13 protein-coding genes are annotated in these 12072 nt (G+C 60.7%); 4 read left to right on the top strand and 9 right to left on the bottom strand.

The genetic code is table 11. The annotated features are described in order from the left end of the window. The first annotated feature begins 25 nt into the window (after positions 1-25). Entirely contained in the window at positions 26-361 is a 336-nt protein-coding gene (locus F7P80_RS10695) for a YnfA family protein (protein ID WP_151044657.1), read from the top strand. Positions 362-371: 10 nt separating this feature from the next. On the opposite strand, the gene F7P80_RS10690 is transcribed toward F7P80_RS10695, so the two are convergent. Next, positions 372-1592, bottom strand: coding sequence for an MFS transporter (locus F7P80_RS10690; RefSeq protein WP_054065176.1), 1221 nt, complete (start codon positions 1590-1592; stop codon positions 372-374). 215 nt (positions 1593-1807) lie between these two features. Here F7P80_RS10690 and F7P80_RS10685 point away from each other — a divergent pair, with 215 nt between their 5' ends. Then, positions 1808-2290, top strand: coding sequence for a CreA family protein (locus F7P80_RS10685; protein WP_054065177.1), 483 nt, complete (start codon positions 1808-1810; stop codon positions 2288-2290). Positions 2291-2380: 90 nt separating this feature from the next. Here the strand turns inward: F7P80_RS10685 and groL are convergent, their stop codons facing one another. From groL to metK, 8 genes are all read right to left on the bottom strand, one after another. Further along, complete coding sequence (gene groL, locus F7P80_RS10680; RefSeq protein WP_058879530.1) at positions 2381-4030, bottom strand: chaperonin GroEL; 1650 nt, start codon at positions 4028-4030, stop codon at positions 2381-2383. 51 nt (positions 4031-4081) lie between these two features. Further along, entirely contained in the window at positions 4082-4372 is a 291-nt protein-coding gene (groES, locus tag F7P80_RS10675; protein ID WP_054065179.1) for a co-chaperone GroES, read from the bottom strand. A gap of 275 nt (positions 4373-4647) precedes the next feature. Further along, positions 4648-5142 (bottom strand): GNAT family N-acetyltransferase, encoded by a 495-nt coding sequence (locus F7P80_RS10670; RefSeq protein WP_151044655.1) that lies wholly within the window; start codon positions 5140-5142, stop codon positions 4648-4650. A gap of 23 nt (positions 5143-5165) precedes the next feature. Further along, positions 5166-6236, bottom strand: a complete 1071-nt coding sequence (locus F7P80_RS10665; RefSeq protein WP_151044653.1) for a bifunctional nicotinamide-nucleotide adenylyltransferase/Nudix hydroxylase — start codon at positions 6234-6236, stop codon at positions 5166-5168. A 96-nt stretch (positions 6237-6332) separates the two neighbouring features. Continuing rightward, positions 6333-7535 (bottom strand): nicotinate phosphoribosyltransferase, encoded by a 1203-nt coding sequence (pncB, locus tag F7P80_RS10660; RefSeq protein WP_058879560.1) that lies wholly within the window; start codon positions 7533-7535, stop codon positions 6333-6335. A gap of 22 nt (positions 7536-7557) precedes the next feature. Continuing rightward, positions 7558-8385, bottom strand: coding sequence for a cysteine hydrolase family protein (locus F7P80_RS10655; RefSeq protein WP_151044651.1), 828 nt, complete (start codon positions 8383-8385; stop codon positions 7558-7560). A 120-nt stretch (positions 8386-8505) separates the two neighbouring features. Then, positions 8506-8691: a DUF1328 domain-containing protein gene (locus F7P80_RS10650; protein WP_054065213.1), complete on the bottom strand. Its 186-nt coding sequence runs from the start codon at positions 8689-8691 to the stop codon at positions 8506-8508. Positions 8692-8987: 296 nt separating this feature from the next. Next, entirely contained in the window at positions 8988-10172 is a 1185-nt protein-coding gene (gene metK / locus F7P80_RS10645; protein WP_054065182.1) for a methionine adenosyltransferase, read from the bottom strand. 127 nt (positions 10173-10299) lie between these two features. Between metK and F7P80_RS10640 the strand changes: the two genes are divergently transcribed. After that, positions 10300-11163 carry a lysophospholipid acyltransferase family protein gene (locus F7P80_RS10640; protein WP_058879528.1) on the top strand — a complete coding sequence of 288 codons (864 nt, stop codon included), beginning with the start codon at positions 10300-10302 and terminating at the stop codon, positions 11161-11163. Then, a complete protein-coding gene (locus F7P80_RS10635) occupies positions 11160-12038 on the top strand; it encodes a lysophospholipid acyltransferase family protein (RefSeq protein ID WP_151044649.1) in 879 nt (292 codons plus the stop codon). The genes F7P80_RS10640 and F7P80_RS10635 overlap by 4 nt, the downstream gene beginning before the upstream one ends. Positions 12039-12072 lie beyond the last annotated feature (34 nt).

Below are 12072 nucleotides of genomic sequence, written 5' to 3'. Positions count from 1 at the left end.
ACTCGCTTGCCGCGAAAATCGCTGCATGGAAATTTTCAAAACCATCGCCCTGTTTGTTGCCACCGCACTGGCTGAAATCGTGGGCTGTTATCTGCCCTACCTGTGGCTCAAGCAAGACAAATCGGCCTGGCTGCTGCTGCCAGCCGCTGCCAGTCTGGCGCTGTTTGCGTGGTTGCTCACCCTGCACCCCACAGCCTCCGGCCGGGTGTATGCCGCCTATGGCGGGGTGTACATCAGCGTGGCCATGGTGTGGCTGCTGGTGGTGGACAAGGTGCGCCCTTCCATGACCGACTGGATTGGCGTAGCAGTGAGTTTGCTGGGCATGGCCATCATCATCTTGGGTACGCGCAGCAACCCCTGAAAAACGCTTTTCAAGCTGTCTGAACGGCAGCGCTTTGCTGCTTTTTGTTCCAGCGCACGCCGCACCACACGCTGATGGCAGCCAACAAGGCCAGACCCGCACCTACGCTGCAGGCGCCTTGCCAGCCTGCCAGATTCCATGCCCAGACACCCAGCGCAGAACCTGCGGATGCACCTGCAAAGTAGCCCGTCATATAGACGGCATTCATGCGGCTGCGGGCCTCTGGCAGCAGGCTGGCCACACTGGACTGGTTGGTCACATTGATGGCCTGCAGGCCCAGGTCCATCACCAATACCCCGGCCACAAACCACCACACGCTGCTCTGCCCCTGCCACAGCAGCCACCACGACAGCAGCAAAGTCACAGCCCCCAGGCGCAGCAAGGCATTGCCTTTGCCCTTGTCAGCCCAACTGCCTGCCATATTGGCAATCAAGGCGCCGGTCACTCCTGCCAGCCCCACCAGACCAATCTGTGCATCGCTCAAATGCAAGGGGGCGCTGGAGAGCACCAGTGCCATGGTGGCAAACATCACGCTCACAGAGGCGAACGCCAGTGCGCTGGCGGTCGTGCGCAGGCGCAGCGCAGGCTGGGTACGTAGCAGCTGCCCCATGGATCTGAGCACCTGCGTGTACGGCATGGGCTGTGGATGGCGTGAGGTGGGCAGGGCGCGGCGCAGCCACAGCGCCATCAGCACCATGGCCACGGCAGTGACCTGGTAGACCAGACTCCAGCCGCCAATGGCAGACAGACCTCCTGCCACGCTGCGCGAAAGCAAAATGCCCACCAGCAAGCCGCTGAGCACCAGCCCCACATTGCGCCCGGCATGCCCCGGCGCTGCCAGCGCAGCTGCCATGGGCACCAGCACCTGAGCAGCCACAGAGAACAGGCCTGCTATGAGTGTGCCCGCCATGAACATGGCAAAGCTCTGGCTCCATCCCACCAGTGCGTGTCCAGCTGCAGCCAGCAGCATCAGCACCACAGCCATGCGGCGGCGCTCGAACTTGTCGCCCAGCGGGGTGATGAACAGCAGGCCCACGGCATAGGCCACCTGGGCCACGGTGACAGACAGGCCTGCTGCGGCATCGTCCACATCAAAGTGCAGGGCAATGGAGTGCAGCAGGGCCTGGTTGAAATAATTGCCGCCAGCGCACAGACCACAGGCCAGCGCCATCAATAGCAGAGCAGGCGCAGCCAGTACGGTGGGCTGTGCCTTGGGAGTAGGTGAGGGCATGAGAATGGAAACCACCGTCAAAGTGGCGCAAGCGGCAGGAGCCACTGGGCATGCGGGCTGGGTGGTGCAGCATCAGGGCATGCAGCCATGAAAAAAGCATGGGAGTGATTGTCAGTCTGTCGCCCGGAGCCTGCAGCAGTTGTTTACAAAGCAGGCAGGCTTGGTGGCACATCTGCCTGCAGCCATGCACGCCAGATACACGTATGCTTGTGCGCATGAAAGTACGCACACTCTGGCTGACCAGCGCCGCTTTGCTGCTGGGCTGCGGCTATGCCACCGCAGGATCTGAAACCATTGGCTCGGTCGATACCGTGTTCAAGTGGATTGGCCCGGACCACAAGATCGTGGTCGATGCCTATGACGACCCCAAGGTTGCAGGCGTGACCTGCTATGTCTCGCGTGCCAAGACGGGAGGCGTCAAGGGAGCGCTGGGACTGGCCGAGGACAAGTCGGAAGCTTCCATCAGCTGCCAGGCCACGGGCGCCATCAGCTTTGCGGGGCCTATCAAGCAGCAGGAAGAAGTGTTTACCGAGCGTACCTCACTGCTTTTCAAGCGACTGCGCGTGGTGCGCATGGTGGACAGCAGCCGCAATACGCTGGTGTATCTGACGTATTCAGACCGCGTGATTGAAGGTTCACCCCAGAACAGTGTGGCGGCGGTTCCCGTGCCGCGCAGCACGCCGATTCCTCTGAAGTAAACGCAGAAAAAACAAAAGGCCGCTTGCGCGACCTTTTGTTGTGTAGTGCAGCCACCGAAGCCTTGCAGGCTTCGGTCAGCAGCCAGGCGATTACATGCCCATGCCGCCCATGCCACCCATACCGCCCATGCCACCCATGTCAGGTGCAGCAGCTTCAGCCTTAGGAGCTTCAGCAATCATGCACTCGGTGGTCAGCAGCAGGGAAGCTACGGAAGCAGCGTTCTGCAGGGCTGTACGAGTCACCTTGGTGGGGTCCAGGATACCCATTTCCAGCATGTCGCCGTAGGTGTCGTTGGAAGCGTTGAAACCGTAGTTGCCAGAGCCGTTCAGCACAGCGTTCACCACCACGGATGGCTCGCCACCAGCGTTGGCTACGATTTCGCGCAGAGGTGCTTCGATGGCCTTCAGCACCAGCTTGATACCGGCGTCCTGGTCAACGTTGTCACCCTTGAGCTTATCGCCCACAGCTTGCTTGGCGCGCAGCAGAGCCACACCGCCACCAGCCACGATACCTTCTTCCACGGCAGCGCGGGTAGCATGCAGCGCGTCTTCCACGCGTGCCTTCTTTTCCTTCATTTCGACTTCGGTAGCAGCACCCACCTTGATCACGGCAACACCGCCGGCCAGCTTGGCCACGCGCTCTTGCAGCTTTTCGCGGTCGTAGTCGGAAGTGGCTTCTTCGATCTGGATGCGGATTTGCTTGACGCGGGCTTCGATTTCTTCAGCCTTGCCAGCACCGTCGATGATGGTGGTGTTTTCCTTGCCGATTTCCACGCGAGCAGCCTGGCCCAGGTCTTCCAGCGTTACCTTGTCCAGTGTCAGGCCCACTTCTTCAGCGATGACCTTACCGCCAGTCAGGATAGCGATGTCTTCCAGCATGGCCTTGCGACGATCGCCAAAGCCAGGTGCCTTCACAGCCACAACCTTCAGCACGCCACGGATGGTGTTCACCACCAGGGTAGCCAGTGCTTCGCCTTCCACGTCTTCTGCAATGATCAGCAGAGGACGGCCAGCCTTGGCCACTTGCTCCAGGGTAGGCAGCAGGTCACGGATGTTGCTGATCTTCTTGTCGAACAGCAGCACGAAGGGGTTGTCCAGAATTGCAGCTTGCTTTTCAGGGTTGTTGATGAAGTAGGGCGACAGGTAGCCGCGGTCAAACTGCATGCCTTCCACGACATCCAGTTCGTTGGCCAGGCTCTTGCCTTCTTCCACGGTGATCACGCCTTCCTTGCCGACTTTGTCCATGGCCTGGGCGATGATTTCACCCACGTCGGAGTCGGAGTTGGCGGAGATCGTACCCACCTGGGCGATTTCCTTGGAAGTGGTTGTAGCCTTGGACTGGGCCTTCAGTTGCTCCACCAGGGCAGCCACAGCCTTGTCGATACCACGCTTCAGGTCCATGGGGTTCAGACCAGCGGCCACGTACTTGGAGCCTTCGCGCACGATGGCCTGGGCCAGCACGGTAGCGGTGGTGGTACCGTCACCAGCGATGTCGTTGGTCTTGGAAGCCACTTCCTTGACCAGCTGAGCACCCATGTTCTGCAGCTTGTCCTTCAGTTCCACTTCCTTGGCCACGGATACACCGTCCTTGGTCACGGTGGGGGCGCCGAAGGAGCGCTCCAGCACCACGTTACGGCCCTTGGGACCCAGAGTTACCTTCACGGCGTTGGCCAGAATGTTCACGCCTTCAACCATGCGGGCGCGTGCTTCGCCGCCGAATACTACGTCTTTAGCTGCCATTTCAAATCTCCGAATTCAGTTCAAAAAGTGGGATGGGTGAAAAGTCTTGATTTACTTTTCGACGACGGCAAACAGGTCGTCTTCCTTCATCACCAGCAGTTCTTCGCCATCGACCTTCACGGTCTGGCCAGAGTACTTGCCGAACAGCACGCGGTCGCCAACCTTCACGTTCAGAGCAATGTGCTCGCCCTTGTCGTTGCGCTTGCCGGGGCCAACAGCCAACACTTCGCCCTGGTCAGGCTTTTCAGCAGCGTTGTCAGGGATATAGATGCCCGAAGCTGTCTTTGTTTCGTTCTCAAGGCGCTTGACGATCACGCGGTCGTGCAAAGGACGCAGATTCATAACATCTCCTAGATATCAATCAACAAGGTGAAACCAAGGCCACCCTGCATGTGCAGAATGGCTGTAAATGCTGCGAGCTCAGGTGCTGTTAGCACTCAAGCCCGTCGAGTGCTAATAATAAGGTAAAAATTTTTGCTTTCAAGAGGTGGGTGCTCTCGGAATTTTGTAAACCGGGGGTGAACCTGTGAAAAAGGCTCCCGAAGGAGCCCTGTGCCAAGCCGTCTTGCAGGATCAGCATCCAGCGGTGTGGACTTGGTTTTTGAATATGTGAGTGGTTACTTTGTTGTGCACTGCGCCGACAGGTTCTGCAGGGCGTCGCCGGTCATGCGGTAGCGAATCCACTCGGACTGGGGCTTGGCGCCCAGGCTGTCATAGAACTCGATGGACGGGGTGTTCCAGTCCAGCACGCTCCACTCAAAGCGGCCGCAGTCATTGTCTACCGCGATTTTGGCCAGGTGGCTCAGCAGCGCCTTGCCTGCGCCCTTGCCGCGGTGCTCGGGCGAGACGTACAGATCTTCCAGATACAGGCCCAGGCGGCCCTGCCAGGTGGAGTAGTTGAAGAAGTACACGGCAAAGCCCACGGGCGTGTCGCCATCCAGGCAGATCAGGCCAAAGACCTTGGGGTTGTCGCAAAACAGCGTGCGGTGCACATGGGCGGGTGTGGCCAGCACTTCGTGCTCGGCTTTTTCGTAGATGGCCAGCTCGCGCACAAAGTGCAGGATCAGGTCGGTATCTTCAATCGTGGCGGGGCGGATGGTCAGGGCAGACATGGCAATCTCAGGCAAGGGGTGGATCAGGGCAACGCAGGCTCAGGGCCTGCGCCAAAACGTGCAAAGCAGCGGCGCAGCACGTGGAAATGGTCTTCAAACATCTGGCTTTCCATGGCAGCCAGTTCGCTCACCGGTACCCAGCGGGCCGCAGCCGCATCGTCACCGCCTTGCACGGCGGGCAGGGCATACCCGGGCAGGTGAAAGACAAACACATGGGTGATGGTGCGCCCGCGCAGGCTGCGGTCCGGGTGGTCAAACACTTCGCAGCCCTGCAAGGCGGCCTGCATGTCAGCGGCAGCCAGTGGCAGGCCGGTTTCTTCGTCAAGCTCGCGCAGGCAGGACTGCCACAGCGTATCGCGGGGCTCCACAAAGCCGCCGGGCAGCGCCCACAGGCCTTTGCCGGGTGCATGGCCGCGCTGGATCAGCAGCACATGGCCGTGGCAGACCAGCAGGCCATCGACGGTGACAAACACCGGCGGGTAGGGCGCACTGGCCCAGGCAGACTTGTAACCAGCAATCATGCGCCATTCGGCGCGCATGGCAGCGTAGTCGGGCGTGGTTTGCCACTGGCGCAGCCACTGTGCCGTGGAAGCGGGTAGCAGCGGGGCGAGTTGTTCCCACATCTGGTCGTGCGGCAGGTCCTGCAGGTTCCAGTAGATCTCTCGCGTGGGTGTGCCGTCAAACGCGCCCTGGCGGGGCAGGCTCAGCAGCTCCCAGTCCGGAAAGCGTGCCAGATAGCTGCTGGTGGCGTCCTTGAAGTGGCCCACAAGCGCAATGCGTGCTCCGGCGGGGACTTCTGTGTGCACGGCTGCAATCACGGCCTGCACCCAGTGCGGCTCGTCGTAGTAGTCACGCACGGGCACGCAGCGCACGCGGGCAGCATCCGCAGCGGGCAGGCTGCCAAGGATCAGGGTCTTGCGCTCCGGCCAGGTGAAGGGGTTCTTGGGGCTGCGCGCCTGGTAGGCGCTGCCCAGCACGACGACCACTTGCGCTGCGGCCTGCAGAGCCTGCTGCAGCAGCGCCAGATGGCCCAGGTGGAAGGGCTGAAAGCGCCCGATCAGCACTGCAGTGTGAGGAACAGAAGAACTATGCATCTTTTAAAAAGAATAGCTGCTAGCGCTTGTAAATAAAGGTTTTCAAATAGTTTTGTATTTGAAATTCAGGTAAATCAAGCGCTGGCAGCTATGGTTTTATTGGTCTTGGTCCGGCTCGGCAATCTGAAACACCTGGCGCAGATAGGCCAGATAGGTTTCATCTTCGCACATGGTTTTGCCGGGTGTGTCCGAGATCTTGGCCACGGGCTGGCCGTTGGCGCGCACCAGTTTCATGACGATGTTCAGCGGCGTCAGCCCCACATCGTTGGTCAGATTGGTGCCAATGCCAAAGCCCAGCTGGATATGGGGCGCAAAGTGGCGCCACAGTGCCAGGGCACGCTCCAGATTCAGGCCGTCTGAGAACACCAGCCGTTTGGTGTGCGGGTTGATGCGCAGCTTGCGGTAGTGGGCAATGGCCTGCTCGCCCCAGGCAAAAGGGTCGCCCGAGTCGTGGCGCAGGCCGTCGAACAGTTTCGCAAAGTACAGGTCAAAGTCTTCGAGGAAGGCGCGCATGCCGACGGTGTCGGTGAGTGCAATACCTAGGTCGCCCCGGTATTCCTGCACCCAGTCTTCGAGCGCGGCTTTCTGAAAGTCGCGCAGGCGCACGCCCTGAGACTGAAAGCTTTGCATGTACTCATGGGCCATGGTGCCAATGGGCACGATGTCCAGCTCCTTGGCCAGCAGCACGCTGGACGTTCCCTTGAACCACTGTGGCACTTCGCACGTCATGGTGGCGACGACTTCGCGGTGCCAGGCTTCAGAAAAGCGGCGGCGCAGGCCAAAGTCGGACAGCTCAAACGGGTGGGCCAGTACGGGCTCGTCCTTGACGGCACGCAGGCGCTCCATCTTGGCCTGCAGGCGTCGGCGGCCTTCAGGGAGGGTGTCCGCGGTCTGCAGGCGGCGGAAGTACAGCTCGTTGACGATGGCCAGCACATGGATTTCAAAGCCCATGACATGCACCTGGGGGCCGTGGGCTTCAATGCTCAGGCCGCCTTCGGGCGTGGCTGCAACCCGAACAAAGTCGCGCTGGAACTGGAACAGGCGCAGAAAGTCAACGAAATCGCTCTTGATGTAGCGCAGGCTGCTGAGGTAGTCGAGCTCGTCCTTGCTAAAGCGCAGGCTGCACAGGTGGTCCAGCTCGGCATTGACTTCGGCCTCCAGCTCCGCCAGCGGGTAGGCCGTGGCATTGCGGCAGGCAAAGCGGTACTCCGCCAGCGTGGTGGGGTGGCGGTGCAGCATGGCCTGCCACATGGTGAATTTGTAGAGATCGGTATCGAGCAGGCTGCGAATGATGGGCATGGGGCAGTCGTCCAGCAAAGGTTTACAGGCGCAGGTCTGCGGTGGTGGACAGCTGCACGCCAGCGGCCTGCATGCGCTGCAGGAAGGCAGCATGCTCAGCCGCAAAGCCGTGGACGGGGCTCATGGCATCGGTCAGCAGCACCACGCGCTGGGCAAACCCGGCGGGCGCGTGCTCCAGCAGGTGCTCGACGGTGGAGCGCACGCAGTGGCTGCTGGCTTCGCCCCCCACGATCAGCTGCTCGGCCTGCAGCAAGCTGTGCAGCAGGGCCTGGTTCAGACAGGTCTCGGGGGCAGCGGGGTCGGGCACTTCGGCTTCGAGGGCGCTGTAGTGCTCCGTCCAGGGATTCATGCCTTTGAAGGCATTGCAGACGGCACGTTGCCGGGCGGTTTGCCAGTCCGCGCAGGCAGCCAGCACATCGGCATGCACACCATGGCCCCAGCTGCCAATTTCGCAGTGCACGGGCCAGACCATCAGTGTGTAGCGGCCACGGGCTTCCAGTGCATCCAGGTAGGCGAGCGTTCGTTCCAGATGCGCAGGCTGGCGTGGCTGGAACTGACCAGCACGCACCTGGGCGGCGGTGATGGCGGTAAAAGGGGAGACATCGCTGCCATCGGCCTGCTGCCAGAACGCGGGGTGGGCAATGTCAAACACCTGGTGCGAGTCCAGCGTGACGGTGATGTGGTCAATCTGGCTGCCCTGCGCGCGCAGCCATGCGGACAGACGCTGCATGTCGGCATGTGCTCCGGGCACGGGCAGGCTGGGGCACAGCTGGGCGGGGCAGGCACTGGCAGGCAGATCGCAGAAATCGTTTTGCGGGTCGATCAGCAGCAGTTGGCGAAGAAGGCTCATGGCGCGTCAAACGGTACAAAGCAATAGCAAGCAGTTTAGGCGCTTGCAGACGCGGTACGGCCTAAAAGTACAAAAGGGCTGCAAGCGCAGCCCTGTCATGCACTCCGGTGTGCATGTGTCCTATTTCATCATCTTGCGTGCAGCACCCACACCCAGTGCTGCCAGCACGATAAAGATGACGGCGATGACCAGGAAGATGAAGAACAGAATCTTGGCAATGCCTGCAGCGCCTGCTGCAATTCCGGTGAAACCGAACAGACCCGCCACCAGAGAAATGATGGCAAAAATGATGGCGTACTTCAGCATGTGATGCGCTCCTGTCTGGTAGAGCCCTAAGGCCAGTAGCTTCACGATAAAAGCAATGCATCAAGCCGTTCGTCGGCTGCTGTGTGCCGAACATGTAGGAGTGCCACCTGCGCTGCAGACGTAAAAAAGCCCACGCGAAGTGGGCTAGGGCAGATGGGTGGAGCCTTGAATTACTTCAAGCCTGCAGCTGTGCGCAGCACAGCGGCCTTGTCCGTCTTTTGGTCTGCGCTCACATGGCTAAGCCATATGAGCTTCGCCCACGAACAGATACCGCGCTGATTGCGCGGTGGTTTGAATTACTTCAAACCCGCTGCGGCACGCAATGCCGCAGCCTTATCTGTTCGTTCCCAAGTGAACTCGGGCTCTTCGCGGCCGAAGTGGCCGTAGGCAGCGGTCTTGCTGTAGATGGGGCGGCGCAGGTCCAGCATCTCGATGATGCCGCGTGGACGCAGGTCAAAGTGCTCTGCCACCAGCTTGGCGATCTGCTCATCCGGAATCACGCCCGTACCTTCGGTGTAGACGGTGATGTTCATGGGGCGTGCCACGCCAATTGCGTAGGCCACCTGCACCTGGCACTGGCGTGCCAAACCGGCTGCCACTACGTTCTTGGCCACATAGCGTGCAGCGTAGGCCGCGGAGCGGTCCACCTTGGTTGGATCTTTACCCGAGAACGCGCCGCCGCCGTGGGGGCAGGCACCGCCGTAGGTGTCCACAATGATCTTGCGGCCGGTCAGACCGCAGTCGCCCTGGGGGCCACCCACCACGAAACGGCCTGTGGGGTTGATCAGATACTTGGTGTCCTGCAGCCACTCTTTGGGCAGCACGGGCTTGATGATTTCCTCAATGATGGCTTCGGTGAACGATGCCTTCATCTTGGTGGCCGACTCGGACTGGTCGGGGCTGTGCTGGGTAGACAGCACCACGGTGTCGATGCTGTGGGGCTTGCCATTCACATAGCGCATGGTCACTTGCGACTTGGCATCAGGGCGCAGGAAAGGCAGGCGGCCATCCTTGCGCAGCTGGGCCTGACGCTCCACCAGGCGGTGTGCGTAGTAGATAGGCGCAGGCATCAGCTCGGGGGTTTCGTCGCAGGCATAGCCAAACATCAGACCCTGGTCTCCAGCGCCGATGTTCAGTTCGTCGTCGCTGGCGCGATCCACGCCCTGGGCAATGTCCTGGCTTTGCTTGTCATAGGCCACGAGCACGGCGCAGCCCTTGTAGTCGATGCCGTATTCGGTGTTGTCGTAGCCAATGCGCTTGATGGTGTCGCGTGCGACCTGGATGTAGTCGACGTTGGCACCGGTGGTGATTTCACCCGCCAATACCACCAGACCGGTATTGGTCAGTGTTTCGGCTGCCACGCGGCTGTGTGGGTCTTGGGCGAAAATAGCGTCCAGAATTGCATCGGAAATCTGGTCCGCTACCTTGTCGGGGTGGCCTTCAGAGACCGACTCTGAGGTGAAGAGAAAGTCGTTCGCCATTGAATAAACTCCTGTGATCAGCAAACGCGTTGCCGCGGCTGGATGAGTCGGGGCGAACGCTTTAGCAGTCTTGTTTTATGTCGCCCTGCAAGTTGCTCTGTTAACTCGGCGACAGTCCTCTATTGTAATGCCAAGCCTTTTTCGATTTCTTTCAGTAGTGCCTTTACCCCTGGCGCACTTGTTGGGTGCTGCCATGGGCTGGATTGCGTGGCTGTGCTCGCCCACCTACAGGAAACGCTTTGCAGCCAACAGCACGCAGGCGGGCTACCGCTTTGCACAGGTGCGCCCCGCGATTGCGCATGCCGGTCGCATGGTGGCAGAGCTGCCACGCCTGTGGCTCAAGGACACAGCCGTCAATGCCGTGCATGGCACGGAGTGTGTGGAGCAGGGCTGGGCCAAAGGCAAGGGCATTCTGTTTCTGACGCCGCATCTGGGCTGTTTTGAGCTGTCGGTGCAGGGTGCGGCCAATCTGTGGTCGGCCGAGCATGGCCCTATCACCATCTTGTACCGCCCGGCCAAGCAGGCTTGGCTGGCTGAGATGATGCTCACCGCGCGCAACCGCAGCGGCATTCAGGCCGTACCCACCACGCTGGCTGGTGTGCGACAGATGATCAAGGCCTTGCGCAAGGGGCAGGCTGTGGGCCTGCTGCCTGACCAGGTGCCGCCCCACGGGCAGGGCCAGTGGGCGCCATTTTTTGGCAAAGACGCCTACTCCATGACCCTGGCGGCGCGGCTGGCGCTGCAGACCGGGGCTACGGTTATTCTGGTGCGCTGTGTGCGCCTGCCTGCAGGTCGTGGCTATGAACTCTTTTTTGAAGCTTTGCCTGCACAGTTGTCCAGTGATCTGGATACGGCCGTGGTGCAGATCAACCAGGCTATGGAACATACGATTCGTCAATGCCCCGAGCAATACCTCTGGGGCTATGGCCGCTACAAGCAGCCCCGCCGTGAAGCCGCAGTGAGCGCCGATGCAGAAGGCGGTGCGCAATGAGCTGGAGCAAACTGGGCGTGGGCCTGATGCATGTGCTGGCCAAGCTGCCGCTGCCTGTGCTGCGCGGGCTGGGGCGCGTCGTGGGCAATGTGCTGTATGTGGTGGCAGCGCCGCGCCGCAAGGTAGCGCTGCGCAATCTGGAACTGTGCTTCCCTGAAAAGACCGATGCCGAGCGCAAGGCGCTCGCCAAGGAAAGCATTGTCGTGTTCTGCCAGACCTTTCTGGACCGCAGCTGGCTGTGGTTTGGCTCGGAGGCGCTGGTGCGCAGCCGCGTCAAGCTCACGGGAGCCGTGCATGAGCTGGATGGCGACACACCCACGATTGTGTTTGCGCCACACTTCTACAGCATGGATGCTGGAGGTCTGGCCCTGCCCCTGCACACCGAGCGCGAGTTCACCTCCATCTTTGCGACCAATCCTGATCCGGTGCTGGATGCCTGGTTCATGGCTGGCCGCCAGCGCTTTGGCAAGGTGCGCATGCTCAACCGTGCCGATGGGGTCAAGCCCATCATCTCCACGCTGCGCAAAGGCGGTCTGCTGTATCTGCTGCCGGACATGGACTATGGCAAGAACGACTCCGTCTTCGTGCCGTTCTTTGCCGTGCCGGAGACGGCCACCATTCCTTCACTGTCGCGCTTTGCGCGCCTGGGCAAGGCCAAGGTGGTCGGGCTGTACAACCGCATGACGCCTGATGGCTATGTGGCGGAGATGACGCCTGCCTGGGACAACTTCCCTACCGAAGACCATGTGGCCGACACAGCGCGCATGAACCGTGAACTGGAAGCTGCGATTCGCACCATGATTCCGCAGTACTACTGGGTGCACCGGCGTTTCAAGACACGGCCTGATGGGCAGGAGTCTTTGTATAAAAAATGACCGCTAGCGCTGATGTAGCAAGCGCTGGCAGCTA

The sequence above is a fragment of the Comamonas kerstersii genome (assembly GCF_008801935.1).
GTDB lineage: Bacteria > Pseudomonadota > Gammaproteobacteria > Burkholderiales > Burkholderiaceae_C > Comamonas > Comamonas kerstersii.
This window is presented reverse-complemented; position numbering and strand designations above follow the sequence as displayed.

Bases quoted from the DNA above. Each gene is read 5' to 3' on its own strand.
- groL (WP_058879530.1), bottom strand. From the start codon at position 4,030: ATGGCAGCTAAAGACGTAGTATTCGGCGGCGAAGCACGCGCCCGCATG.
- groES (WP_054065179.1), bottom strand. From the start codon at position 4,372: ATGAATCTGCGTCCTTTGCACGACCGCGTGATCGTCAAGCGCCTTGAG.
- F7P80_RS10685 (WP_054065177.1), top strand. From the start codon at position 1,808: ATGAAAGTACGCACACTCTGGCTGACCAGCGCCGCTTTGCTGCTGGGC.
- F7P80_RS10650 (WP_054065213.1), bottom strand. From the start codon at position 8,691: ATGCTGAAGTACGCCATCATTTTTGCCATCATTTCTCTGGTGGCGGGT.
- F7P80_RS10665 (WP_151044653.1), bottom strand. From the start codon at position 6,236: ATGCATAGTTCTTCTGTTCCTCACACTGCAGTGCTGATCGGGCGCTTT.
- F7P80_RS10670 (WP_151044655.1), bottom strand. From the start codon at position 5,142: ATGTCTGCCCTGACCATCCGCCCCGCCACGATTGAAGATACCGACCTG.
- F7P80_RS10655 (WP_151044651.1), bottom strand. From the start codon at position 8,385: ATGAGCCTTCTTCGCCAACTGCTGCTGATCGACCCGCAAAACGATTTC.
- metK (WP_054065182.1), bottom strand. From the start codon at position 10,172: ATGGCGAACGACTTTCTCTTCACCTCAGAGTCGGTCTCTGAAGGCCAC.
- F7P80_RS10695 (WP_151044657.1), top strand. From the start codon at position 26: ATGGAAATTTTCAAAACCATCGCCCTGTTTGTTGCCACCGCACTGGCT.
- F7P80_RS10635 (WP_151044649.1), top strand. From the start codon at position 11,160: ATGAGCTGGAGCAAACTGGGCGTGGGCCTGATGCATGTGCTGGCCAAG.
- F7P80_RS10690 (WP_054065176.1), bottom strand. From the start codon at position 1,592: ATGCCCTCACCTACTCCCAAGGCACAGCCCACCGTACTGGCTGCGCCT.
- pncB (WP_058879560.1), bottom strand. From the start codon at position 7,535: ATGCCCATCATTCGCAGCCTGCTCGATACCGATCTCTACAAATTCACC.
- F7P80_RS10640 (WP_058879528.1), top strand. From the start codon at position 10,300: ATGCCAAGCCTTTTTCGATTTCTTTCAGTAGTGCCTTTACCCCTGGCG.